Origin of the sequence: Pseudoalteromonas sp. 20-MNA-CIBAN-0454, assembly GCF_040308685.1 — a bacterium.
GTDB classification, from domain to species: Bacteria; Pseudomonadota; Gammaproteobacteria; order Enterobacterales; family Alteromonadaceae; genus Pseudoalteromonas; species Pseudoalteromonas nigrifaciens.
On record NZ_JBEOOB010000009.1, the window covers coordinates 1 to 24,380 of the forward strand.

Annotated in this window: 22 protein-coding genes; 12 read left to right on the forward strand and 10 right to left on the reverse strand. The window is 41.0% G+C overall.

All coding sequences use genetic code 11. The features are described 5' to 3' along the window. Positions 1–311: 311 nt before the first annotated feature. Both efpL and AAEZ22_RS05940 read left to right on the forward strand, forming a co-directional pair. Positions 312–884 carry an elongation factor P-like protein EfpL gene (efpL, locus tag AAEZ22_RS05935; protein WP_011327658.1) on the forward strand — a complete coding sequence of 191 codons (573 nt, stop codon included), beginning with the start codon at positions 312–314 and terminating at the stop codon, positions 882–884. 139 nt (positions 885–1,023) lie between these two features. Beyond that, positions 1,024–1,218 carry a hypothetical protein gene (locus AAEZ22_RS05940; protein WP_182679110.1) on the forward strand — a complete coding sequence of 65 codons (195 nt, stop codon included), beginning with the start codon at positions 1,024–1,026 and terminating at the stop codon, positions 1,216–1,218. A gap of 23 nt (positions 1,219–1,241) precedes the next feature. Here AAEZ22_RS05940 and AAEZ22_RS05945 read toward each other — a convergent pair whose 3' ends face one another. Together AAEZ22_RS05945 and AAEZ22_RS05950 are read right to left on the reverse strand one after the other, a co-directional pair. Beyond that, positions 1,242–3,497 (reverse strand): sensor domain-containing protein, encoded by a 2,256-nt coding sequence (locus tag AAEZ22_RS05945; protein WP_352296548.1) that lies wholly within the window; start codon positions 3,495–3,497, stop codon positions 1,242–1,244. Positions 3,498–3,561: 64 nt separating this feature from the next. Further along, complete coding sequence (locus tag AAEZ22_RS05950; RefSeq protein ID WP_352296551.1) at positions 3,562–6,285, reverse strand: insulinase family protein; 2,724 nt, start codon at positions 6,283–6,285, stop codon at positions 3,562–3,564. 192 nt (positions 6,286–6,477) lie between these two features. On the opposite strand from AAEZ22_RS05950, the gene sixA reads away from it, so the two are divergent. After that, on the forward strand, positions 6,478–6,948 hold the full coding sequence (gene sixA / locus AAEZ22_RS05955) for a phosphohistidine phosphatase SixA (protein ID WP_041454371.1): 471 nt from the start codon (positions 6,478–6,480) through the stop codon (positions 6,946–6,948). A 27-nt stretch (positions 6,949–6,975) separates the two neighbouring features. Beyond that, positions 6,976–7,326 carry a RidA family protein gene (locus AAEZ22_RS05960; protein WP_011327663.1) on the forward strand — a complete coding sequence of 117 codons (351 nt, stop codon included), beginning with the start codon at positions 6,976–6,978 and terminating at the stop codon, positions 7,324–7,326. A 41-nt stretch (positions 7,327–7,367) separates the two neighbouring features. On the opposite strand, the gene AAEZ22_RS05965 is transcribed toward AAEZ22_RS05960, so the two are convergent. The 4 genes from AAEZ22_RS05965 to AAEZ22_RS05980 are packed head-to-tail and all read right to left on the reverse strand — an operon-like array spanning position 7,368 to position 11,997. Next, entirely contained in the window at positions 7,368–8,015 is a 648-nt protein-coding gene (locus tag AAEZ22_RS05965) for a LutC/YkgG family protein (RefSeq protein WP_011327664.1), read from the reverse strand. Further along, positions 8,015–9,514, reverse strand: coding sequence for a LutB/LldF family L-lactate oxidation iron-sulfur protein (locus AAEZ22_RS05970; RefSeq protein WP_011327665.1), 1,500 nt, complete (start codon positions 9,512–9,514; stop codon positions 8,015–8,017). Before AAEZ22_RS05970 ends, AAEZ22_RS05965 begins: the two co-directional genes overlap by 1 nt. Then, complete coding sequence (locus AAEZ22_RS05975) at positions 9,511–10,287, reverse strand: (Fe-S)-binding protein (RefSeq protein WP_011327666.1); 777 nt, start codon at positions 10,285–10,287, stop codon at positions 9,511–9,513. The genes AAEZ22_RS05970 and AAEZ22_RS05975 overlap by 4 nt, the downstream gene beginning before the upstream one ends. Before the next feature lie 12 nt (positions 10,288–10,299). After that, positions 10,300–11,997: an L-lactate permease gene (locus tag AAEZ22_RS05980; RefSeq protein WP_352296556.1), complete on the reverse strand. Its 1,698-nt coding sequence runs from the start codon at positions 11,995–11,997 to the stop codon at positions 10,300–10,302. Positions 11,998–12,112: 115 nt separating this feature from the next. Between AAEZ22_RS05980 and AAEZ22_RS05985 the strand changes: the two genes are divergently transcribed. Then, positions 12,113–13,015, forward strand: coding sequence for a LysR family transcriptional regulator (locus AAEZ22_RS05985; RefSeq protein WP_138561749.1), 903 nt, complete (start codon positions 12,113–12,115; stop codon positions 13,013–13,015). Positions 13,016–13,054: 39 nt separating this feature from the next. Here AAEZ22_RS05985 and AAEZ22_RS05990 read toward each other — a convergent pair whose 3' ends face one another. Together AAEZ22_RS05990 and smrB are read right to left on the reverse strand one after the other, a co-directional pair. Next, positions 13,055–13,978, reverse strand: a complete 924-nt coding sequence (locus tag AAEZ22_RS05990) for an AEC family transporter (protein WP_011327669.1) — start codon at positions 13,976–13,978, stop codon at positions 13,055–13,057. A gap of 41 nt (positions 13,979–14,019) precedes the next feature. After that, entirely contained in the window at positions 14,020–14,577 is a 558-nt protein-coding gene (smrB, locus tag AAEZ22_RS05995) for an endonuclease SmrB (RefSeq protein ID WP_041454372.1), read from the reverse strand. Positions 14,578–14,700: 123 nt separating this feature from the next. Between smrB and prmB the strand changes: the two genes are divergently transcribed. The 3 genes from prmB to AAEZ22_RS06010 all read left to right on the forward strand — a co-directional run bounded on the left by prmB (position 14,701) and on the right by AAEZ22_RS06010 (position 17,324). Next, positions 14,701–15,636, forward strand: a complete 936-nt coding sequence (prmB, locus tag AAEZ22_RS06000) for a 50S ribosomal protein L3 N(5)-glutamine methyltransferase (protein WP_011327671.1) — start codon at positions 14,701–14,703, stop codon at positions 15,634–15,636. 105 nt (positions 15,637–15,741) lie between these two features. Further along, a complete protein-coding gene (gene aroC, locus AAEZ22_RS06005; RefSeq protein ID WP_179807221.1) occupies positions 15,742–16,839 on the forward strand; it encodes a chorismate synthase in 1,098 nt (365 codons plus the stop codon). A gap of 125 nt (positions 16,840–16,964) precedes the next feature. Continuing rightward, complete coding sequence (locus AAEZ22_RS06010) at positions 16,965–17,324, forward strand: DUF4112 domain-containing protein (RefSeq protein ID WP_041454373.1); 360 nt, start codon at positions 16,965–16,967, stop codon at positions 17,322–17,324. 9 nt (positions 17,325–17,333) lie between these two features. Here the strand turns inward: AAEZ22_RS06010 and AAEZ22_RS06015 are convergent, their stop codons facing one another. Further along, a complete protein-coding gene (locus AAEZ22_RS06015) occupies positions 17,334–18,026 on the reverse strand; it encodes a 2'-5' RNA ligase family protein (protein ID WP_352296561.1) in 693 nt (230 codons plus the stop codon). Between the two features lie 303 nt (positions 18,027–18,329). On the opposite strand from AAEZ22_RS06015, the gene AAEZ22_RS06020 reads away from it, so the two are divergent. The 4 genes from AAEZ22_RS06020 (at position 18,330) to AAEZ22_RS06035 (ending at position 22,013) form a co-directional block, all read left to right on the forward strand. Beyond that, a complete protein-coding gene (locus tag AAEZ22_RS06020; protein ID WP_089367956.1) occupies positions 18,330–18,884 on the forward strand; it encodes an elongation factor P hydroxylase in 555 nt (184 codons plus the stop codon). Continuing rightward, positions 18,874–19,989: an ATP-NAD kinase family protein gene (locus tag AAEZ22_RS06025; protein ID WP_182679214.1), complete on the forward strand. Its 1,116-nt coding sequence runs from the start codon at positions 18,874–18,876 to the stop codon at positions 19,987–19,989. Before AAEZ22_RS06020 ends, AAEZ22_RS06025 begins: the two co-directional genes overlap by 11 nt. 30 nt (positions 19,990–20,019) lie before the next feature. After that, complete coding sequence (locus AAEZ22_RS06030; RefSeq protein WP_011327677.1) at positions 20,020–20,295, forward strand: YfcL family protein; 276 nt, start codon at positions 20,020–20,022, stop codon at positions 20,293–20,295. Positions 20,296–20,456: 161 nt separating this feature from the next. Beyond that, the gene (locus AAEZ22_RS06035) at positions 20,457–22,013 is read left to right on the forward strand and encodes an AbgT family transporter (RefSeq protein WP_011327678.1); all 1,557 of its coding nucleotides are present in this window, start codon (positions 20,457–20,459) and stop codon (positions 22,011–22,013) included. A 471-nt stretch (positions 22,014–22,484) separates the two neighbouring features. On the opposite strand, the gene AAEZ22_RS06040 is transcribed toward AAEZ22_RS06035, so the two are convergent. Further along, the gene (locus AAEZ22_RS06040) at positions 22,485–24,335 is read right to left on the reverse strand and encodes a DEAD/DEAH box helicase (RefSeq protein ID WP_011327679.1); all 1,851 of its coding nucleotides are present in this window, start codon (positions 24,333–24,335) and stop codon (positions 22,485–22,487) included. Positions 24,336–24,380 lie beyond the last annotated feature (45 nt).

Consider the following 24,380-nt stretch of genomic DNA (forward strand, 5'->3'; position numbering starts at 1 on the left):
AAGTTTTCTGGCGAATTCAATTATACCTTATCTTCATGCTGTTTGTTTTTCATACCACAAAGATCAACACGCCCTAGTGGTTTGTTAACTAAATACTCATGTACAGTTTGTTGGTCCATGATCCATTCCTTGAAGTCATACTCGATGAAACTACCATAACAGTTTTTTTAATGTTTGATTATATGTATTTTTGTAAAAATCATAATTTTATGAGTTAATCCAAGGTATAGCGGGGTTTTGAAGCAGTTTTAGTTGAACAAAATCTAGTTCGTGGTATGTTTCTCAGAGTCAAAAATAATAGGAATATATTCATGCCAAAGGCGAGTGAAGTTAAAAAAGGGACAGCCATTGATTTTAATGGTCGCGTTTTAGTTGTAAAAGATATAGTACGCTCAGTTCCACAAGGTCGTGCTGGTGGTAGTTTGTACCGTATGCGTTTATACGACGTAGTAACGGGCAGCAAAGTGGATGAAACATTTAAAGACAGTGATATGTTAACACTTGCTGATTTAACTCGTCGTGAAGCTATGCTTTCGTACATTGATGGTGACGAGTATGTGTTTATGGATAACGAAGATTACACGCCATATAATCTAAGTAAAGATGCGATTAGCGAAGAGATTTTGTTCGTAAATGAAGAAACTCAAGGCGTGCACGTTATTGTAATAGATGGCGCACCGGTTGGCCTAGATTTGCCATCAAGTGTTGAACTGGTTGTGGAAGAAACCGACCCATCTATTAAGGGTGCTTCGGCGAGTGCACGCTCAAAGCCGGCGCGTATGTCTACAGGGTTAAATATTTCAGTTCCTGAGCATATTTCTACAGGCGATCGTATTCGTATCAATACTGCAGAGCATAAATTTATGGGCCGTGCTGAAAAGTAAGCGCCTAATTATTTATATTAAAAAGCCGACTTGTTCGGCTTTTTTTATTGCTTAGATTCAAATAGTAAGTGCATAGCTTTAAAAATAGTCATTTTCTGGTTAAAATACGCGGCTTGTTTTTACAGGTTTAGGTATTGCTTTGATTTTTGTTTTATTAAGCGCAGTGTTTATAGCGATTATGTATTTAGAGGCGATTAAAAAGGGTATGCCGGTTAAGCGTTGGCTGTTGTTAGCGGGTTTACTTGGGCCGGTTGCATGGTGTTTGTTTAATTTACATTACCGCCGTGCGTTACTGCGAAGTGTAGGTATTAACCCTTGCATATGGCATCCTTAATTTTTTATTTCTGTTTTTTAATTTTAATTAGTGACAGCCACTTTTTTAATCGGACTAATTAAACTAGGTACAGACTTGTTGTGCTGGAGTTTTAAAAATTCGGTAAACTCATCTTTTGATAGCGGCTTAGAGTAATAGTAGCCTTGTACTGTTTCACAGTTTAATTGTTTGAGTATTTCTATTTGCGACGCTTGCTCTACGCCCTCTGCAACCACATGTAGGTCAAGGTTATGGGCAATAGTAACAATTGAGTCGACCATATTGCGGCCGCGCTCGTTTTTCATGTCATCGATAAAGGCTTTATCAACTTTAAGCGTATTAAGCGGAAACTGCTTTAAATAGGCCAGCGAAGAGTAGCCGGTACCAAAGTCGTCCATTGCTAAATGAATACCTCGGGCGCTGAGTGAGCACATTATTGCGATAGCATCTTTAGGGTCGTCCATTACCGTGCCTTCGGTAATTTCTAGCTCTAAAAAGTAAGAGGGCAATGCATTTTTTTGTAAAATCACATCAATACGTGTTGTTAGGTCGGGTAAACTAAATTGCTTTGCCGATAAATTCACAGCAACTCTGCCATTAAATAAGCCCGCATCAAGCCACTCTTTTACATCGCGACAGGCTTTATTTAAAACCACTTCACCAATTTCTATTATTTGCCCTGTTTCTTCTGCTATTGGGATAAAAACACCCGGGCTAATAATGCCTTTTTTAGGCGTGATAAAGCGTACTAATGCCTCCATTCCCACAAGTTTACCGGTATGAATATTCATTTTTGGTTGGTAATACACGGCAAAATGATTTTCTTTTAAACCAAAGCGCATTAGGTTTTCTATTTGCAGGCGCTTTACGGCTTCACGGTTCATGGTGTCATTAAAAAACAAATAACTATTACCTTTCTTTTTAGCGTGGTACATAGCTGTGTCGGCATTTTTTAATAGTAGTTCTGGGGTATTGCCATCTTCAGGGAACAACACAATGCCAACGCTTGAGGTAATGGCAAGCTCATGTCCGGCCATTTTAAAAGGCGTAGCAATAGCCGCTAAAAACTGTTTAGCGGTGCGGGTAATCGTATATATGTCGTTAGTATCAGACATTACCAGTGCAAACTCATCGCCGCCTAAACGATAAAACACGTCATTTTCGCGAGTGAGCTTATTTAGCCGTATAGCGAGTTTAGCTAATAAGCTGTCACCTAGTTGGTGTCCTAAAGAGTCATTTATTTTTTTAAAGTTATCTAAGTCGAAAACTAACAAAGCATGGTGCGAGTTTAGTTGCCCTAATTTTTGTAAGTCGGTAAAAAACAAATTACGGTTAGGCAGGTTGGTGGTGCGGTCTCTATTGGAGAGGTTATGCAGTTGCGATTCGGCTTTTTTACGCTCGGTTAAATCAGAGTATACAACGACATAGTTAGTTATTTGGTTTTGATCATTTCTAATTTCATCAATCGAAATTTCTATGGGCAATAAAACATGTGCACTATTGCGTAATTTAACTTCTTGTTGCAGGCTATCTCGCTGGTATACGGTTTTTTTAATGGTGTTAATGTAACTTTTATCGTAGCCGGGCAAATTAAAATCTTTTTTAAGGTACTGCTCGCGCACGCCACCAAATAAGGTTAAAAAGCTGGGGTTAATATCCACTAACTTAAAGTTTTTATCGTAAATAGCCAGGGCATCGGTTAGCGATTCAACGCATTTTGCAAAAAGGTTTAAGCGCTCTTCGGTTAGCTTTAATTGTGAAATGTCGCGCACTGTGCCTGTCATGCGTAAGGGACTAAGGTTGGTGTCTTTTTCTATTATTTTGCCGCGATCGAGTACCCAGAGCCAGCCGCCAAAATGATCTTTAATCCGATAAGTCGCTTCAAAAAAAGGAGTTTGCTGAGCAAAGTGTTTTTTAAGTAAATATTCTACTTGGGTAATGTCGCTTGGGTGAATAAGGCTTTTATTAGGTGGAAACTCTGTTGATAATATTGAATCCATTAAGTACTTATCGTTAATACGAAGTACTTTACCGGTTTTTATATTCCAATCCCAAAGGGTATCGCCACTGCCTTCTACAGTGCTTTTTAAGCGTTGTTCAGAAAGCATAAGTTGATAGCGCGAGCGCTTAAGTTTATATATAACCGTTAGCATGTAGCATAAAACAAGCACAATTATTGCGCTTGCCGTAACTGCAACGGTATTTAAATTTAAGTTAAAAGTTGCCTCTAAGGCATATAGGCTATGCGAGGCAACTAATAGGGCTAATAGTAAGCTTATTTTTATTATTATTGTGATCATTATTTTTATTGTTTTTATAACATTTAATTTTCAAACGACAATCTAAATCAAGCGTTACTCACTGTCAAAGAGAATGCGAGCAAAGGGCCTGATTATGCGCTTTATTGGGCTTTGCAGAGTTTAAAAACTCATATCTAGGTCTATTTTCATTAAAAAGGCTTAGCGCGTATGCTTTTATATCTGCAAGGGTTAATGCATTTAATGCATCAAGCAAGCGTTGTTGCATATGAAACTCCTGATCGCGATTACCAATAGCTAACCATAATCGTTGCGAGCGCAGTCGCAGGTTTTTATCTGCTTCGGCTATATGTGTGGTTAGGCCGTGCTTTTGTTGTAACCAATCTTGTGGGGTTAAATTATCGATATTGGTTAAATAGTTATGAATAAAGTTATTATGGCGCTGCAGTATTGTTTTGGCTTCAAACTTGGGTGATTGCACATAAAAAACAATGCCCGCGCGGGTGTTAAAAGGCGCGTAACCTGCACCAACTAAATAGCCTAATTGTTGCGTGGTGCGTAGTTCGTTAAAGTAATCTTGATTGATTAGATGATTTAGCGCCATCATTTTTACTTTTTCACTTACACAGTCGGTTTGTGCTTGATAGTAAATAAGCATAGCGTGATCATTACAAGGAAGCGTTAACTCAAAGCGTGTTACTTTGTTAATTTCAAATAATGGCCGTGTTAAATCGGCTATTACAGCGGCGCTTTTTAAGTGCGCGGCTACTTTTTTCTGAAAACTAATTGCATCAGCTTGTTGCCAGTTACCATGTAAAAATGACTCTACATGCAGGGCTTTAAAAAAGTCTTGTCTAAATTCATTAAATTGCTGAAAACACGTGTTTTTTAATGCGTCAGCCAATTCGTCTGGCTGTGGATTCCACGGCATTATTTTTGCGCCTAACATACTAAACAGCTCACCTACGGGCTTATTTTGATTACTGTTACGCCAATGCCTTACTAATTGCTTTTTATACTCGGCAAAACGCTTAGAGCAAATTTCTACGTTAAATAAAGCATCAATGAGTTCATCAACCAGCTCTAACTGGCTTGATGAGAGCCCCGCTGTATGTAGTGTTAACCCACCTTGATGAGACGTTAAGTGATAACTAAGTCCTGCAAGTTCGGCAGGGTAAAATTGCTCGCTAACGCTATCCATAAATAAATCAGAAAAGAGGCGGGTGAGTGCCATGTGCTTTACATCTTTTATTGCAAAGTCTGAGTCCATTGCCAAGTAAAAATGACCTTTGGCAACGCGAAAGGTGTTGTCTTGTTTAAACCAAAAATCAAAACCAGGCTCTGTGACTATTAGCTCAGGTTTTGTTTGTGGCTCAATTATATCAAACAGCTCAACGTCTTTGGTTAAATAAGGATTAACAACAGGTAAGCGCATTTCATTGAGTGGTTTATTAATGTTACTTAGTGCATCGAGCCAACTAGTCGAAATTTTTTCAACCTTGTAAGGTGTATTATACCAAGCTGCTTTATGTTGAGGCTCAACCCCGGGGTGAATAAGTACCAAGCGCATATTGTGTGGCTTTAACCATTGCATGGCCATTTCATGGGTGGCGTGTTTAAAGCCTTCCATTAAATAGTCGCCTTGTAAGTAGTTAGGCTGATCGTAATGTTGCATATTAATGCTTAAGTTACTTACCCAGTCTATTAAGCGCGATTGTTCTTGGTTATCGAAGGCAATTTGCAATAGCTTCTTTTTATCTTGGTATAAGCGCGGTAGCTGTTCAATATTGTTATTAATGAGGCAAATATACTCAAAGATCATTTCAATAATATCTTCAAAGTATTCAATACCTTCATCCGTTAGTGCCATACTAATATTAAAGTCTTTAAAATTACTGCCATTAATGCCACCCCCGGCAGAAAGTGCATTTATCCAGCCTTGCTGTTTTAAAATAGAGTATAACGAGCCCGCACCTTCATAACCGAGTAAGTGTGCAATAAAGCTCACTGTTTTGTGACGATAAAAGTCATCAATATTAGGCATTGCAAAGCTCACTATAAGCTTTTGCATATGCTTATGAGGCTCAATGTGCAGCAGTTTTCCTAGGTCTTGCGCTCGGTATAGCGGCGCACTAATTGCGGGTTTTGGTTGCTTGGCGTTACCACAAACCGCAGTAAAGTATTGTTTTGTCCATGCTTGGAGAGTGTCGAGCTCCTCATTAGCGCATATGACCAAAGTCATGTATTGAGCTTGGTAAAACTGCTTAAAAAAGTCTCTTAGCTCGTCGCTAATGCAGCGCTCTCTGTCAGCTAATGTTTGTAAATTACCCACCGAAAATTTAGCAAAAGGGTGAGCCGGATTAACCGTTTCTTTATGTACTTGGTATATACGACGGCCGTCGTCTTTAATTTTTAATTTAAATTCTGCTTCTATCGCGTTACGTTCTTTTTCTGTTTCTGCAGCATTTAATAATGGCGCAATAAAAAACCGGCTAAATTGCTTTAGCGCATGTTCAAATTCTTGATTATTAATGTCAAAAAAGTAGCAAGTGTGCTCAGTTCCGGTCCAGGCATTGGTATTGCCGCCCGCTTGTGATACAAAATTATTAAAGCTACCTGAGTCAGGAAATTGATCTGTGCCTAAAAATAGCATGTGCTCCAAAAAGTGTGCTAAGCCTTGCCTATCAACAGGGTCGTCAAAATGTCCAGCATTAACAGCCATAGACGCAGCGGCTTTTGTTGCATCTTTATCTTGCACTAAGAGTACTTTTAGACCATTGTCCAGTGTTAGAGCGCGGTAGGCTCTGTTATCATTGCGACTGATATTCAAATGATGCTCCTGAAACTAAATGTTTACTTGTTAACAACAGATGATAACTTCAGGACAGAGAAATACAGCGATAAGATTTACCTGAATATCATGACAGAACTATTTAAGAAATAAATAGTGTTACCTTGTTAATATAGCGGAAGAACGGGCAAATTGGCTACTGTTTTATATTCTTTAATTGGTTGATTTATTATGAAAACAATCTTAATAATGCGCCACGGCGAAGCAACGCCAATGCAGGCCGATGATGCAGCGAGACAGTTAACCCAAAAGGGTCATATTGAAGCTGAAAAAATGGGGCTGTGGCTGGCAAAAAACTATGCACCCGATGCGCTGTTAGTTAGTCCTTACATTAGAGCTCAACAAACAGCAAAAGGGGTTGCTAAAAATAACACGTTTAAATTTAGCGAAACCTGCAAAGACATTATACCTGAAGGTAAACCGCAAATTGCAGCCGATTACATCGAGACGTTAATAGCGGCGCACCCTGCGTGCAATACTTGGCTAGTAGTGGCGCACATGCCCATAGTAAGTTATTTGGTTGATCAGTTATGTGTGGGCCATATGCCTATTTTTAATACCGGTGCAGTTGCCGTAATTAATTATAATGAGCAAACCCAGCGCAGCGAATATAAAAACATAAATGCGCCTGACACTGTTTAATGCCAAACAATTTGGAAAATATAAATTATGACAATTGAACGCCTTCAAACTAATGCGCGTATGAGCCGCATAGTAAAGCATAACGGTATTATTTATCTGTGTGGACAAGTTTGTGCAGACGCTGAAAAAAATATTAAAGAGCAAACTCAAACTATGCTCGATAAAGTAGCTACTTTACTAGATGAAGCCGGCAGCTCGAAAGAGAATATGCTAAGCGCGACTATATATGTAAAAAGCATGGAGTATTTTGCTGAGATGAACGAGGTGTGGGATGCCTGGGTACCTGAAGGCTATGCCCCTGCACGCGCCTGTGTTGAAGCTAAAATGGCTCGAGATGGCTTGCTTGTTGAAATTTCGGTTGTTGCTGCAGTTAAGTAATTAGCAGCTATTAAGCTGCTAATCTTTTGAATTTAAAATGCTTAGATGATTAATACAATTAACTCTTTGGGTCCATGTGCGCCATAGGCAAGCGTCTGTTGAATATCAGCAGTTTTTGATGGACCCGAAATAAACACCACATTAGTAGGCAGCTTATTATGCCACTGCTCCTTTTCAAGTAACTCACTAAAAGTGGGGTAGAGTGTTTGGCTATCCACAATAACAAAGTGTACAGGGGGCACTAACGATAAAGTGCGCGGCTCAGCAACTGTAGGCCACAACACAATCGTGCCCGTTTGCGCAATTGCGCAGCGTGAGCCTGTAATACCAGCCGCTACCTGATCAAACAACCGCTCTTTATGTTCACTAAAGTCAAAGTTATACTTTTCGAGAGTGATCGCGCTGTTTAGCTGTTCAATCTCGTTAGTATATTGGCACTGCTCGCCGTATAGTAAGTGATTAATATTACGTTTTTTCAATTCAATATAAATATGTGTCGCTAATTCGCTGCGAGCTATGCTTATCACTTGCGCATGGTTACTTTTTAATTGTGTAGTAAACTGCTCAAGGTATTGCTGCGGGGTTAACTTAGCATAGTTAACAGCGTATTCTTGAGGAAGTTTGTCATAATCTACTTCTTGTATCTGCTGTTTCAGCTTGTTTAAAATACTTCTGCGTGCATTACTCATTATGATTCCTTGCGTTGCTTTAGCTGCTTTGCTTTTTCACGTTCTTTCACCCGTTGGTGCAATGTTTTTGACGCTAGTTTTGGCGCTGTTCTAGCTTCGGTCCAAGGACCAAGTTTCGCGGGTAATAAAAACCGTAGCCGTGTTACTAGCCACATGCTCGATTGATACAGCCAAGGAGAGCGATGAATGATGGACCAGATACTCCATATCAACACTTCTTTATTTTTACGACCACTGCCTTGGCCTTTCATTATATGTGGTTGCTGCGATGCTGGTTTGACGCTTTCTTGGCGTAGTCGTAACAGTAATTTAGGGATCGGAATTTTAACCGGGCATACATCACCGCATGCGCCACATAACGACGAGGCGTTGGGGTGATGAGTAGTTGCTTCTAGCCCAAGCATGTGGGGCGAGACAATTTTCCCGATAGGCCCAGGGTATACTGTGCCATAAGCATGACCACCAATACGAGTATACACTGGGCAGTGGTTCATACAGGCACCACAGCGAATACACTGTAATGTTTGACGTAGCTCTTCATCGCTATACATTTGACTACGGCCATTATCGAGTAACACCAAATGTACCTCTTCTGGGCCATCTTTTTCACCGAGCTGGCGTGGGTGACTAATCATATTAAAATAGGTTGAGATCGCTTGGCCGGTTGCACTGCGTGTTAATAAACTCAGAAGCGGGGGAATATCAACAAGCTTTTCAACCACTTTTTCTATGCCGGTGATGGCAATATGTAACTTGGGCACTGTGGTACACATACGGCCATTGCCTTCGTTCTCTACTAAACATAATGTGCCCGTCTCGGCAACGGCAAAATTAACCCCAGTGATACCCACATCGGCATGGCAAAATTTATCGCGAAGTACTTTTCTCCCTTGCTGAATGAGTGCATCTACGTCGGTGGTGTGCTCAAAACCGGCGATGTTTTTTGTAAATAAATCGGCGACTTGCTGCTTATTTTGGTGAATCGCCGGCATAATAATATGTGACGGGTGCTGTTTAGCGAGTTGTACTATGTACTCACCCATATCAGATTCTAAGCACTCAATATTATTAGCTTCGAGATGATCGTTAAGCGCGGTTTCTTCAGACACCATCGACTTGCCTTTAACCACCGTTTTGCCATCTTTATCAGCAATAATTGCGCTAATAATTTCGTTGGCTTGCGAGCAGGTTTCGGCCCAATGAACCTTAATACCGTTTTGTGTCAGTTGTTGCTCTAACAGCTCTAACAAAATCGGTAACTTTACTAAACTACGTTGTTTTATTAGTTTACATTGCTCTCTAAGTGTTTCTAGCTCATCAAGGTCGCTAAAAGCATTTTTGCGTTTCTCGACCAGATAATCCATGGCGCCGCGAAAATTACTGCGCAGTTCATCGTTAGCTAGGTCGCGTTTAACATTTTCTTTGAAAGAACGCGCTGAAGCGGCATATTTACTTTCGTCTTGTGTCGCTTGACGTGGATCGATATGTTTTTCACTCATATCTCACCTCCTGCGGTGGTGCGACTTAATAGGTAGCTGGCGATATGCTCCCCTTGTAATGGCGCTTTTTGATGCCTCAGTGCGCCATTAATGTTCATCATACATCCCCAGTCAGCACTGACATAACGTACTACGTCGGCGGCTAGTAAGTTGGCGCTTTTATCGGCCACCATTGCATTAGAGATATCACCATGCTTTACTGCAAAAGTGCCACCAAAGCCGCAGCATTCACTTTCATAGTCATGGGTTATTAACTCGACTTGGCTGAGCTGGGATAATAATTTTTTGCTGGTGATATGCACGCCCATTTCTCTGCGTGCAGCGCAGGAAGTATGCATTGCAACCCGTTCATAAGGGCCGCTATCGGTTAGTTTTATTTTTAATGCATGCACTAAAAACTCAGTGAACTCAAAAATACGGTCACAAAACGCATTTATGTTAGGCTCATCTTTAAGTAGTTCTTGGTAGTGATGGCGCATCATACCGCCACAAGAACCAGAAATAACCACAATTGGAATATCTAATGCAAAATGCTTCACTTGCTCACGCGCCACCGCTTTGGCTTGCTCGGTATAGCCAGAGTTATAAGCGGGTTGGCCACAGCAGCTTTGCCCCTGCGGAAAAATAACCTCAATGCCTTGGCGCTCTAAAAACTCAATTGCGTCAATACCTGAGTCAGGAAACAGCGTATCGTTGAGGCAGGTGCCGAATAAGTAAACCTGGGTTGGGTTTGTCGGGTAGTGTCTTAGGTGTATTGTATTTAACTGGCTCATTGCTAATCCTTGTTATCCTAAATGGTTAAGTGGGTCGGTAATATTAAAGACGTAACTGGCGATCAAACCGAGTAATCCAGCAGTGAGTACGTAGTAGAATGTGGGTATGATAGTACGCTTTATGGTTGCCCCTTCTTGATTGAGTAAACCCACCGTTGCAGAGGCGGCAACGACATTATGAATTGCAATCATATTCCCAGCGGCAGCGCCGATGGCTTGCAACGCAACCAATAACGCGCCGGAAATAGACAACGCATTGGCCACTTCAAATTGAAACTGGCTAAGCATCATATTACTCACGGTATTTGAGCCGGCAATAAACGCGCCTAGGGCGCCTACCATAGGAGCAAAAAGTGGGTAGATATCACCAAAAGTCAACGCAATTAAATTAGCCATAGCAACAGGCATGGCGTCTAAGCCGGCGTCGTTCACGCCAGAATTAATTAAAATACGTACCATAGGAATGGTAAAAATTAACACAAAGCCTGCACTGAATAGTACTTTTGAGGCATCTTTAGCGGCATCAGTAATTTCAGATACTTTCATTTTATGAATAAACAGCGTCAGCAATGATACAAACAACAAAATACCACCAGGTAAATACAATGGCGCAATACTGCCGCTAATATCCGGCTCGTCTAAAATTAGGTTAAATTGTAATGAGAATTGATTAAGCAGTGCTTTTAAATCTGTTGACAAACGACTCGCCACTAATAATAACGCCACTAGCAAATACGGCAGCCACGCTCTAAATAACGACATAGGGGCTTTGATTTTAGTGGGGGCGCTAAAAGAAATATTCCCCAGCCAAGTTGTTGGCCATTTTTCGCGCGGGGCAAAGTCCCATGACTGAGTGGGTATTAAAAACTTAGCTTTCGCGCACGGTACGACTATCGCTAGCCCAACCAAGGCACCAATTATTGAAGGAAATTCAGGGCCGATAAAAACACCGGTTAACGCATACGGGATGGTAAACGCAAGTCCAGCAAATAGAGCAAAAGGAGCCACTTGAAAGCCCTCGCGCCAGCTGTTATTTTTGCCAAAAAAGCGCGTCATCATACAGATCATTAATAACGGCATTAAAGTGCCAGTAATGGCATGGCCAATGGCAACTTCAGAGGTTATTAATACTAAAAATTGCTCCCAGCTACTGTTATTTGTCAGTAATTGTTCACTGAGTAACGCTTTATCTAAGCCATTACTAACACCAATAATAATCGGCGTACCCACCGCACCAAACGATACCGGTGTCGATTGGATCATCATGCCAATCATAATCGCTGCCATAGCAGGAAAGCCCATCGCTACCAAGAGGGGAGCTGCAATCGCAGCGGGTGTACCAAAACCGGTTGCGCCTTCAATAAATGAGCCAAATAACCAAGCAATAATAATAACCTGAATCCGCCTATCGGGACTGATATCGGCAAAACCACTGCGAATCGTGCTGATCGCACCAGAGTGTTGCAATGTGTTGAGCAACATAATGGCGCCAAAAATAATCCATAATACAGAGATGGTCACCAGCATACCTTGAAGGCTGCTTGCTAAAATACGGTTAAATGACATTTCCCAGGCAAAATAAGCAATAGCCATAGTAACGATTAACACCACGGGCATGGCACGCTTTGCTGGCCATTGCAACGGGATCAGCAATAAAGCGGCAAGTAAGATAGGAGTAAAAGCAAGCAGAGCTTGCAGGTATATCGACATAGAGTAACCACGCTTAATTTTTTATAGTAATTTTTATGCTGTTACTCTAGTAGTTAATTTATTGTTTATATATAGTCTGTAAATTAATGAATTGTTTCCAAAAAAGGTGTAATGAATGGCTAATGCCCATGAACTGACGTTATTTTCATTAGTAGTTGACGCACAATCATTTAATAAAGCAGCAGAGGTTGCGGGAATATCGACCCCGGCTCTTTCTAAAAAAATCAGTAGGCTAGAAAAGGATTTAGGTGTGCAGCTATTATATCGAACTACCCGCAAACTAAGCTTAACCGAAGCGGGCAGCTCGCTGTATCAACATGCAAAGTCAATAGAATTACAATTAAGTGACGCATTAAATAGTGTTAGTGCCTACCGTGGAGCAATTAGTGGTTCGATTAAAATGACCGTACCGACCATTTCAGGGGAGCTACTGCTAGCGCAAGTAGTGGGCCAATTTTGTGAAAAGTACCCAAATGTGAATGTTGATATGCGGCTAGAGAATGACTTTATTGACTTGGTTGATAAACGCATTGATTTAGCGATTAGAACCGGCGTATTAGCAGATTCAAGTTTAATTGCAAAGCCTATTATCAAATCGCGTTGGGTGGTGTGTTGTGCGCCTAATTATATCGAAAAATTTGGCGAACCAAGCAACTTAGACGATCTAAGTCGACATAACTGTTTAGCCTATACCTATCAAAATAAAGGTGCTCGCGAATGGCGTTTTACTCACCAAGGTGAGGAGGTTAGTATTGCCATTAAAGGAAACTTTTCGGCTAATACCGCACAAGCACTTAGGCAAAATGCGCTATCGGGTTATGGCATTGTCTATGTACCACGTTGTTGTGTGTATGAGCATTTGCTAACTGGCGAACTGGTGGCTATTTTATCTGAGTATCAACCTCGTGAACTAGGGGTATATGCTGTGTATCCGTATACGCGCCATCAGCCAGAAAAAATTAAACTGCTGATCGAGTATATTACTAATGCCTACAGTGAACTTAGCGATTACTTTTAAGCTTGTTTTGTTTGATGGGCAGCAGAGTATGTTGAGGAACTACAATAAAAGACACAACCAAATGCTAAAGCTTATACCACTTAAAACGGTCGACATAACCACAGTGCTGGCAAGCGTTGCTTGGTGCTGTTTTATTTGATTAGCAATAAGGTAGGCATTAACACCTAAAGGCGATGCGCTTAATAATATAAGTACGTTGAGTAGTTGCGCCTCTAGCATAAACACAAATCGGCCTAACAATAATACTAAGCAGGGTAGCAATACTAGCTTTAATAATGTGGCGATTAGCGCGGGTTGCCAGTTTTGGCTTATTTTATAAAATGCTAAATTAGCTCCCAACACAAATAGTGCGCAGCCAATAGCGGGTTGTGAGAGTAAATCTAAGCCATTAATAATATCCAGTGGCAATGTAAGGCCTAAAACATTAGCCAATAACCCTAGGCTAATGCTAAGTACCACAGGGTTTAACAGCATGTTTTTGGCAAATTGTTGCCACGAAAACGCACTTTTTTCGCTTTTTGCACTCACTAAAAAGGTGAGAGTAAATAACAATGCACTATGAAAAGTGATAATCATAAATACTATACCAATCATTTCACGGCCAATTGCTGCAATAATTATTGGTAAGCCAACCAGTACGGTATTTGAATAGCTACTGCCAAGAGCAAATACGCTATGGCGTTGATAATCACTGTGCTTAGTAATTAAAAATCGGTCTATTAAAGCGCCAATTATAAAAACACCCACAACCGCAATATAAAAACTTAAAAAGCCATTTAAGCTCACACTATTGTGTAAGTTAGCTTGCGCCATATTTAAAAATAAAAAAGCGGGAATACTAATATAAAAGGTAAATTTACTAATACCAGTTATATGTTGTTGTTCTAAAAATTGTGACTTAGTGCTAATAAAACCAGCAGTAACAATAAATACCAGCGGAAATATAATTGAAAAAATAGACACTAATGTCGCCTTAAATAGTATTTAACCAGAGCTGTGGTTATTTAACGCCTAAATTCATCACTTTGCGGTAAATTAATTAAAATAAGTACAGCGCCTTTACCACCATATTCAAGCGGTGCTTGGTGCATTGCAATTACGTCTGGGTGTTGTACTAAATACTGCGGTACTTTGTGCCTGAGTATATGCCCACCAATGCCATGAATTATGCATGCACAATAGTAATGTTTCTTTTTGCATTCGTGGATCAAACCAGCTAGCTCATCTTTTGCAGACTCTTTATTTAAGCCATGCAAATCTAGGGTTAAATCAGGAACAAAGTCACCACGGCGTAGTTGCTTAGCTAAAAAGCGGTCTTGGCCATCTTGTACATAATTAACCGTACCATTGGTATCAATATCAGGTATATATTCATCCGAAAAGAAGAATTCTGACTGTTGTTGCTTTTTTTGCTGGGCAAACTGCTTTGCTTGTGACACTTTAGGCTTATTAGTAAAGCGGTGAGTGTCTTGTTTAAAAACGCGCGCACCAGTGATACTTTGACGAAACATGTCAATGTCATCATTGCTAATTGGGCTGTTTGAATAAGGATCTTTTTTCATAGCGGCAGTCTAAACAAAAAAAGGGTAAAAATCGAGATAAAAGGCGTTACAATAGGGCAATCGGGAGGCGATTGTGGCCTCGATTGAATTAATAATTTTGAAAGTAGCAGGCAGGCAATACACATGAGTGAATTACAAATAGAAGAAGCAACGCTAGAAGAAGCTGTAGCAGAACTTTCAACCTTACACGACTGGTTACGTTGGACTACAAGCCAATTTGCCAGCAGTGGTATTTTTTTTGGTCACGGTACTGATAATGCGTGGGACGAAGCGGTAAATTTATTATTACCCGCATTAAGCTTACCAATAGATGCGCCGAAAGAATTAATGCATGCGCGTTTAACGAGTACAGAAAAAAACAGCTTAGCGGGCTTAATTGCTGAGCGTATTAACGATTTTACCCCAGTGCCGTATTTAACCAACATTGCTTGGTTTGCGAATATGCCATTTTATGTAGACGAGCGCGTGCTTATTCCACGTTCGCCATTTGCAGAGTTAATTAATAACCGCTTTACCCCTTGGCTTGAAGAGCCTGAGTCGGTTAAGCGTATTTTAGATTTATGTACGGGTTCTGGTTGTATCGCGATTGCACTTGCACAAGCGTTTGAAAATGCGCAGGTAGATGCGGTTGATATTTCTTATGAAGCTCTAGAAGTAGCCGACATAAATATTACAGACTACCAGTTAAGTGAACGAGTACTGCCAATTCAGTCAGATGTGTTTAGTGGTGTACCAGGGCAAACATACGACCTGATCATAGCTAACCCGCCGTACGTTGATGCTGAGGACATGGCCGACTTACCGCGTGAGTTTCATCATGAACCAGAACTTGGTTTGGCTTCAGGCCACGACGGCCTAGACGTAACCCGCACTATATTAAGCGAAGCAAGTAAGCACCTTACTGCAAACGGCTTATTGTTTGTAGAGGTAGGTAACTCTATGGTACATATGGATGCATTGTATCCGGGTGCGCCATTTGAATGGGTTGAGTTTGAACAAGGTGGTTTAGGTGTGTTTGTTATTAGCAAACAGCAACTTGATGAGTATTTTGCACAATAAAAATCAATATCATTTATAGAATATGTATTTGAATATAAATTGATATAAGTAAATAGCCGAGTGTAAAGCTCGGCTATTGGTAGTCATTAGGAATGAGGAAAAGTAATGGCAGGTAATAGCATTGGACAGTTATTTAAAGTGTCTACTTTTGGTGAGAGCCACGGCGTTGCATTAGGCGGCGTTGTTGATGGTACACCAGCAGGTCTTGAAATCACCGAGGCCGACCTACAAATAGATTTAGACCGTCGTAAACCGGGGCAAAGTCGTTATACCACGCAGCGCCGTGAAGACGATCAGATAAAAATTCTTTCAGGCGTATTTGAAGGTAAAACCACAGGTACTAGCATAGGTTTACTTATTGAAAACACCGATCAACGCTCAAAAGATTACGGCAAAATTAAAGATGTGTTTCGCCCAGGTCATGGCGATTACACCTATTGGCATAAATACGGCCTGCGCGATTATCGCGGTGGTGGTCGCTCATCAGCGCGCGAAACGGCAATTCGTGTTGCTGCGGGCTCTATTGCTAAAAAATATTTAAAACAATTTCATGGTATCGAAATAAAAGCCTGCTTAAGTCAGTTAGGGCCAATTAAAGCAGACATTTTTGATTGGAACGAAGTTGAAAACAACTTATTCTTTTTTCCTGATGTGAGCAAGTTAGAAGCGCTTGATGAATATATGCGCGGCCTTAAAAAGCAAGGTGACTCAGTAGGCGCAAAAGTAAAAGTAGTGGCAAGTAATGTACCTGTAGGGTTAGGTGAGCCAGTATTTGACCGCCTTGACGCCGAACTTGCGCATTCGTTAATGAGCATTAACGCGGTTAAAGGTGTTGAAATTGGCGACGGCTTTGATGTAATTGAGCAAAAAGGCTCAGAGCACCGCGATGAACTAACACCACAAGGGTTTACCTCTAACCATGCGGGCGGCGTATTAGCCGGTATTTCTACGGGGCAAGATATTATTGCTTCTATTGCGCTAAAACCTACCTCAAGCATTACTATACCAGGTAACAGTATCAATACCGAAAACGAAGCAGTTGAGATGATCACCAAAGGTCGTCACGATCCGTGTGTAGGTATTCGTGCTGTGCCAATTGCTGAGGCGATGATGGCCATTACTTTAATGGATCATTTGCTACGTCAACGTGGACAAAACCCACATGTACACCACGAGCATGGGCCGATACCCGGTTCGGTATAATTAGAGTTACATTAAGTAGATAATAAAAACGCGGGTGATCCGCGTTTTTTGTATTTGTTTATCAGTGCAAGTTCAACTTTTTTACTAAAGTCAATTAAACAGGTTTGAGGGTGCTAAATGTGACAATGACAAATAACGTAAAGGCTCAGCAACAAGCTGCATTGAAAAGGCTGGAGCGTTTTAGCTTCATTACCGACAGCAGTTTAAAAATTCCTTTTACTAACTTTAAAGTTGGTGCCGATGCGATTATTGGTTTATTGCCCGTTGCCGGTGATATGGCCGGTTTTATTTTATCTGCTTATGTATTAATTGAAGCGCAGCGCTTAGGTGTTAGCTGGACTATAAAACTACGTATATTAGTTAATATGCTTATCGACTTTGTGGGCGGTTTACTACCCATAGTAGGCGATATTTTTGATGCTTACTTTAAAGCAAACACCCGAAACACCCAGCTGCTAAAAAAATACTTAGCGCAGCAAAAGTAATAAAGCAATTTAGCTTTTACCCTTGTTAAAAAAGTATTCTGCAATAACCTGCTTTTGTTGACCAAACTGATCTGAAATCCCTATACCTACACCTATTATTTGCCCCTGTGCTTTAGGTGGGTTAGCCTGTATTTGTTTATTTATAACAGCCAGTTGAGGGCTTTTCTCGTTAGCTAATAATGTTAAATGTGGCTGAAAGTTTTGAAAAACATTAGGGCTGCCGTAGCGCTTAAATGCAGTTAACTTGTTGGGGTAGTTTTTAACCCAAGTAGGCACAGTAACATTTCGCTCGCGCAGCGGTTCAATGGCAAGTGTTACCTCGTCAGATAGTCTTTGTAATTGGCGCGACGGCTGTAAATTAATAAAGGCCCAATTACTTTGCGTTACGCTAAAGCCTTCAGCGGTTATGGGAAAAGGCTGTTGTTGCGCTACGATGTTTTTTACCGCAAGTTTAATTGCCTCCTCTGTACCGGGTGCAAAGTCAGTTAAATATAAAGTAGCGTGTACCGGCATGCCTTTATCGTAAAAGCTAACCATACCCGCTTGTTTTAATGCATCACTGGTTTGCGCCATTAAAGTAATGATTGGTTGCGAAGGAATAGCAAACACATTAATACTGATGTTTTTTGCAACAGCAGGCAGTGATGTACCCATAAGCCCAAGCAGGGCAATAAATAAAAATTTAACCTTTTTTATACTCATTAGTTTAAACATAATTTTAGTATTTCAGTAAGCAGCTCTGTCGTTATAGTGATGGTAAGGGTTATTGCTCAAGCAGTAAATACGCCAAACAGTATAAATACCAGCTATTTGGCAGCACCTTGTATAGCTATTATTAGCAAGCCCCATGGGCTTTATAAAACGCCGTTACATGGAAGTGTTAACCCGCTATCCAATTTTTTACATTCGCTGCGAAAGCCCGTACAATTCACCTCGTTTTTAGCGCGCACATTTTTAATATAATGAGCAGTAAGCCCTATATTCAGAGTAAGTAATTAAACTTTTATGCATAAAATTGCTGATTTAATTTCTATTTTTGCAGCCACTTTTGACCAAAGCTATAATACGCGGCTGGTTAAAGGCGAGCACGAACCTATTTATATTCCTAGCTGTGATAAAACGCCGTATCACCAAATTGTGTTTGCTCATGGTTTTTACGCCAGTGCCCTGCACGAAATTGCACATTGGCTGGTGGCGGGAGATAAGCGCCGTTTACTTGAAGATTACGGCTATTGGTATTGCCCCGACGGCCGCGATAAGCAAAAACAAGCCGAATTTGAAAATGTAGAAATAAAACCGCAAGCCATTGAGTGGCTATTGAGTACCGCCGCAGGTTTTGAATTTAATGTGTCGGTAGATAATTTAAATGGCGAGCAAACGTGTCGTTTTGATTTTCAGCAGCGAGTACACCAACAAGTTTTAACACTTATTAATAACGGTTTTAACTCCCGTACCGAGGCATTGCTAAAAGCACTAAGCCATTTTTATAATACGCCATGGCCAATGAGTGCACAGCAATTTAATTGGCAACATCCCAAGGAGCTCAAGGATGCAGTTTAAGTTAGGTTTAATTATAAACCCGCTAGCGGGTTTAGGCGGCACTGTAGCGTTAAAAGGTAGCGATGGCGCAGCAACTGCAGCAAAAGCGCTAGCACTTGGCGCTCAGCCTAAAGCTAATAGCCGTACAAAAGCCGCACTTGAAGTATTACTGCCTTATAAAAACCAATTAACTATTTATACAGTAAATGGCGATATGGGCGAGCACTGTGCTAAAGCACTCGGCTTTAAGGTGCAAGTAATATATAACAGCAATGCTATAACCACAGCCAACGACACAGAGCACGCTGTAAAAGCACTTAAAGAGCTAGGTGTAGATTTAGTTTTATTTGCTGGAGGCGACGGCACAGCGCGTAATATTTGCCATGCTGTTGAGGACACAATACCCGTACTGGGTATTCCTGCTGGCTGCAAAATACACTCAGGGGTATATGCAATCACGCCAAAAGCAGCAGGGCGTGTAGTCGAAATGCTGGTAAAAGGCGATTTAGTTACCTTAGGTGACGCCGATGTAATGGATATTGACGAAGAGGCATTTAGACAAGGCACAGTTAAAGCTAAACGTTATGGCGAAATGCAAGTACCAAGCGAAGTGCGTTACATGCAAGCGGTTAAAAATGGCGGTAAAGAAACCGACGAGTTAGTGCTTGTAGATATTGCCGCCTATGTGGTGAGTGAAATGGATGAGGACACTTTTTACATTATGGGCAGTGGCTCAACCGTTGCTGCAGTAATGGAAGAAATGGGGTTAGAAAATACACTCTTAGGTGTCGATTTAGTTAAAGATCAAACCCTTATAGCGCAAGACCTAACCGCAGCGCAATTACTTGAGCATACGCAAGGTCAAAAAACTAAATTAGTGATCACCTTAATTGGCGGCCAAGGACATATTTTTGGTCGTGGTAATCAACAGCTTAGCCCCGCGCTTATTCGCACTATTGGCACCAATAACATTATAGTAGTAGCTACAAAAACAAAATTGCAGGCTTTAAATGGCCGCCCACTTATTTGTGACACCGGCGATAGCAGTTTAGATGATGAACTAACCGGTTATATTAAAGTTACATGCGGATTTAACGACCACATTATGTATGCAGTAGGGTATTAATACCCATTGCAAAACCAGGAGACAGAATAAATGAGTTTAGTAAACTATATTGATGCAGCCCAACACTATTTTGATGATTTAGTGATTAAAGCCACCGATGATGAATTATTTGCAGGAGGCTATTTGCGAGGTCACTTTGACTTAGCAGTAGGGTATGCGCAAGTAGAAAAGCTAACTATTAGCACAGATGAACTTAACGAAACCGTAGAGCAAAGCTTAGTGAAGGCTTATCATAATGGTGAACTTAATGAAGATGACAAAACCCTTGTTGCTCGTTTGTGGGAAGAAGTAAAAGCATTGGCCTGAGTAAACCTAGGCTAAAACTAATTTAAACGCGATACGCTACTGGCTTATCGCGTTTTTTTTGTTTAAAAGTATTGATATGAGGGAGTTAGCCTCAGGTTAATTTACTGTTGTGTAAAGATAGGATATGGTTATTGAAAATATGATTTAGAGAGCTTTAAAGAATGAATAATAACCAAAGTGCAGTGCCAACTGGTTTAATTGCACGATTTTTAAATTTTGTTGAACGGGTAGGTAATAAGCTTCCTGATCCGGCCATTATATTTTTGTTTGCCATGTTACTAATTTGGTTTTTGTCGTGGTGGTTTTCAGGCGTAAGCTTTGATGCAATAGATCCACGTACCGGCGAAGCCATTATTATCAATAATATGCTAGCAAGTGATTCGCTCGCCACCTTTTTATCCTCTATGGTAAAAACCTTTACCGGCTTTGCACCCTTAGGCGTAGTGTTAGTGGCTATGTTAGGTGTGGGGGTTGCAGAGCATTCGGGCTTTATTAATACCGGCCTTAAGTTAATGCTTAAAGTGACGCCTAAAAAGTTATTAACGCCTTCAATTATTTTAGTGGCCATTGTAAGCCATACCGCAACTGATGCAGGTTATGTATTAGTTATTCCACTAGCTGGGGTTATATTTTATGCTGCAGGGCGCCATCCGCTTGCGGGTATTGCTGCTGCATTTGCTGGTGTGAGTGGTGGTTTTGGGGCTAACTTTATTCCATCGGGTATCGACCCATTGCTACAAAGTTTTACCCAAAGTGCGGCGCAAATAATTAATCCTGCAATGACAATTAACCCGTTAAATAACTGGGCATTTGCTTCAGCATCTAGCTTATTTATAGTGGCATTAGGCTGGTATATTACCGATAAAATTATAGAACCACGTTTACAAAAAACCGCGGTAGATGGCGCTAAAGAAGATTTACCCGTATTTGAAGATGCCCGCAGTGATGAAAAACGTGCATTTATAATTGCCAGTTCAGTTATGGTTGCAGGCCTTGCGTTACTTGCTTATGTATCGGCAGATAGTAACTCGGCAATGCGCAGCAGCGATGGCTCGTTAACTAATTTTAGCTCGCCATTAATGCAATCTATCGTACCGTTAATCTTTTTATTATTTTGGATACCCGGCGCGGTTTACGGCTTTACCGTAGGCACCTTTAAAACCTCTAAAGACATGATAGATGCCATGAGTAAAGCGATGAGCGGCATGGCATATTATATTGTAATGGCATTTTTCTGTTCGTTATTTATTGCCGCATTTAGTAAATCAAACTTAGGTGCATTGCTAGCAATCGAAGGCGCGCAGTTATTAAAAGCAATGCAGTTGCCAAGTGCAGTAACGGTTGTGGGAATTATCTTTTTAACCGGCTTTGTTAACTTATTTGTAGGTTCAAGTTCAGCAAAATGGGCATTACTTGGCCCCATATTTGTACCTATGCTAATGCAACTTGGTATTTCGCCAGACTTAACTCAAGCGGCTTATCGTGTTGGTGACTCAAGCTCTAATATTATTACACCGTTAATGCCCTATTTCCCATTAGTGGTGGTGTACTGTCAAAAGTATGTGAAAGGCACCGGCATAGGCACTTTAATTGCTATTATGCTACCGTACTCAATCGCCTTTATGATTGGCTGGAGTATCTTTTTATTAGGTTACTGGGCACTTGGTATCCCGCTAGGGCTTGATGCCAGCTACGTTTACCCAGCGCTAGCGCCTTAACGTAAAACAAATAGGTAATATAGTAAAAGCCTCATCATGAAATTGGTGGGGCTTTTTTGTGTTAAGAGATCAGATTTAACCGTAGGGCAAACACTGTACCCCGAATAAAGTAACCTTAATAAAAGTAATGCTAAAAGTTACTATGGCATTGCCTTCCTCATTTACTGCTGATTGTCTGCTCTTTGTTTAAATGCTTTTAAGTGAGTTATTCACCAAGAGGATAGGAGACACTGCGCTTTAGAGAAGTAATAGAGCAGTGCAGATAAGAAAGGGGTGTGCAGGCGAGAATTTAGCTGTGAGGTAGAAATAAAATATCGGGTTTATTTTCTCAGGGGAATATTATTTTTTGCCTAGAGCCTAGAGCCTAGAGCCTAGAGCCTAGAGCCTAGAGCCTAGAGCCTAGAGCTTTATTTTAGACACAAAAAAACCTTGCTCACTTACGTGGCAAGGTTTTTATTAAAGAGTCGTTGCTTATTTCGGCGTTGTAAAGCTTACTGGGCGACGTTCTTTACGAGGACCGCTGCGCTTATCACCGCGTGCGCTGTCATCTTTATTAAAGCTGCGTTTTTCGCCGCCAGCTGGACGCTCAGAGCGTTCGCCACGTGGCTCAGCAGGACCTTGATCAGCAGTGATTGTTAAGCCCATAGGACGTTTACAAATAAACACTTTTTGGAAATGATCAAGTACATCTTTAGGCATGTTTTTCGGTAATTGAACCGTGCTGTGATTATCGTGTAGACGAATATCACCAATAAACTTGCTTGAAATGTCAGCTTCGTTAGCAATAGCGCCAACAATGTTCTTAACCTGAACACCATGTTCACGACCTACTTCGATACGGTATGTATCCATAGGACCTGCATCACGGCTGTTACGCTCACGAGGTTTACGTTCAGCGCGCTCGCCACCACGTTCACCGCCACGTTCGTTACGACGACCACGATCACCACGGTCATTGCTACGTGGGTTACGATCATTGCGCTCGTTACGTTCGCGAGGTTGAATCTTAACTTCTTCAACCTTAATTGGTGATTGTTGCTGTGCTAAACACAGTAACGCACCAGCAAGGTCTTCAGCAGAAAGTTCAAGCTTTTGAGCCATGTTTGCTGCTACTTCATTAAAGAAAGTAATATCTTTGTTTTCAAGAGCAAGTGTTAACTTGGCTTGTAACGCTTCGATACGTTTTTCTTCAACAATTTTAGCTGTTGGTAATTCAACTTGTGCAATATCTGAATTCGTATGACGAATGATATTTTTAAGTAAATAACGTTCGTTATGTTTTACGAATAAGATTGCTTTACCAGTACGACCAGCACGACCTGTACGGCCGATACGGTGAACGTAGGCTTCAGAATCTTGTGGAATATCGTAGTTGATAACTAAACTTAAACGGTCAACATCTAGACCACGTGCCGCTACGTCTGTTGCAATAACAACATTTAGCATGCCGCTTTTTAAGCGCTCTACTGTGCGTTCACGTGCTTGCTGGTTCATGTCACCGTTAAGTGGAGCGGCAGAGAAACCTTCACGCTCTAATAATTCAGCAAGTTGTACTGTATCGTTACGCGTACGTACGAAAACAATAGCGCCTTCATATTGCTCAGCTTCTAAAAAGCGAACAATGGCTTTATTTTTATGAATGCTTGCATTCCAAAACACTTGCTCTACTGATGATACAGTTGAGTTACGCGCAGAGATATGAACCTGTTCAGGATTGTTCATATACTTGCTGCTGATGTTTTGAATTTGCTTAGGCATGGTCGCAGAGAAAAGACATGTTTGCTTTTCGCGCGGTGTTTTTTCCATGATGCTTTCTACATCATCGATAAAGCCCATGCGTAACATTTCATCGGCTTCATCAAGTACAAGTGCTTGTAGAGCATCAAACTTGATAGTGCCACGGTTAATATGATCGATTAAGCGACCTGGAGTAGCTACGATAACTTGCGCGCCACGACGAAGTGCACTTAGTTGGATACTGTAGCTTTGGCCACCATAAAGTGCCAATACTTCAATACCACGAACATGTTTAGCATATTGTTCAAATGCCTCAGCAACTTGGATCGCAAGCTCACGGGTTGGTGTGAGTACAAGGATCTGTGGCTGTTTCACAGACGGGTCAATATTATTTAATAGTGGTAGTGCAAATGCTGCGGTTTTACCTGTACCCGTTTGAGCTAGTCCCAGTACGTCCTTTCTTTCTAGCAATAACGGTATACATTGAGCTTGGATTTCAGATGGTGTCTTGTAACCCAACTCTTCAACTGCCTTCAAAATTGCAGGAGAAAGATTTAGAGATTCAAACGTGACTGGTTCTGACATTAATACGCCTCAACGAATTTAAAGAGGCGCGCATTATAAAGGATA

What these genes read in the sequence shown, in the direction of transcription:
- AAEZ22_RS05960 (WP_011327663.1), top strand. Translation starts at nt 6,976, where the DNA reads ATGACAATTGAACGCCTTCAAACTAATGCGCGTATGAGCCGCATAGTA.
- efpL (WP_011327658.1), top strand. Translation starts at nt 312, where the DNA reads ATGCCAAAGGCGAGTGAAGTTAAAAAAGGGACAGCCATTGATTTTAAT.
- AAEZ22_RS06030 (WP_011327677.1), top strand. Translation starts at nt 20,020, where the DNA reads ATGAGTTTAGTAAACTATATTGATGCAGCCCAACACTATTTTGATGAT.
- AAEZ22_RS05965 (WP_011327664.1), bottom strand. Translation starts at nt 8,015, where the DNA reads ATGAGTAATGCACGCAGAAGTATTTTAAACAAGCTGAAACAGCAGATA.
- AAEZ22_RS05945 (WP_352296548.1), bottom strand. Translation starts at nt 3,497, where the DNA reads ATGATCACAATAATAATAAAAATAAGCTTACTATTAGCCCTATTAGTT.
- aroC (WP_179807221.1), top strand. Translation starts at nt 15,742, where the DNA reads ATGGCAGGTAATAGCATTGGACAGTTATTTAAAGTGTCTACTTTTGGT.
- prmB (WP_011327671.1), top strand. Translation starts at nt 14,701, where the DNA reads ATGAGTGAATTACAAATAGAAGAAGCAACGCTAGAAGAAGCTGTAGCA.
- AAEZ22_RS05985 (WP_138561749.1), top strand. Translation starts at nt 12,113, where the DNA reads ATGGCTAATGCCCATGAACTGACGTTATTTTCATTAGTAGTTGACGCA.
- sixA (WP_041454371.1), top strand. Translation starts at nt 6,478, where the DNA reads ATGAAAACAATCTTAATAATGCGCCACGGCGAAGCAACGCCAATGCAG.
- AAEZ22_RS06035 (WP_011327678.1), top strand. Translation starts at nt 20,457, where the DNA reads ATGAATAATAACCAAAGTGCAGTGCCAACTGGTTTAATTGCACGATTT.
- AAEZ22_RS06040 (WP_011327679.1), bottom strand. Translation starts at nt 24,335, where the DNA reads ATGTCAGAACCAGTCACGTTTGAATCTCTAAATCTTTCTCCTGCAATT.
- AAEZ22_RS06015 (WP_352296561.1), bottom strand. Translation starts at nt 18,026, where the DNA reads ATGAGTATAAAAAAGGTTAAATTTTTATTTATTGCCCTGCTTGGGCTT.
- AAEZ22_RS06010 (WP_041454373.1), top strand. Translation starts at nt 16,965, where the DNA reads ATGACAAATAACGTAAAGGCTCAGCAACAAGCTGCATTGAAAAGGCTG.
- AAEZ22_RS06025 (WP_182679214.1), top strand. Translation starts at nt 18,874, where the DNA reads ATGCAGTTTAAGTTAGGTTTAATTATAAACCCGCTAGCGGGTTTAGGC.
- AAEZ22_RS06020 (WP_089367956.1), top strand. Translation starts at nt 18,330, where the DNA reads ATGCATAAAATTGCTGATTTAATTTCTATTTTTGCAGCCACTTTTGAC.
- AAEZ22_RS05975 (WP_011327666.1), bottom strand. Translation starts at nt 10,287, where the DNA reads ATGAGCCAGTTAAATACAATACACCTAAGACACTACCCGACAAACCCA.
- AAEZ22_RS05980 (WP_352296556.1), bottom strand. Translation starts at nt 11,997, where the DNA reads ATGTCGATATACCTGCAAGCTCTGCTTGCTTTTACTCCTATCTTACTT.
- AAEZ22_RS05970 (WP_011327665.1), bottom strand. Translation starts at nt 9,514, where the DNA reads ATGAGTGAAAAACATATCGATCCACGTCAAGCGACACAAGACGAAAGT.
- smrB (WP_041454372.1), bottom strand. Translation starts at nt 14,577, where the DNA reads ATGAAAAAAGATCCTTATTCAAACAGCCCAATTAGCAATGATGACATT.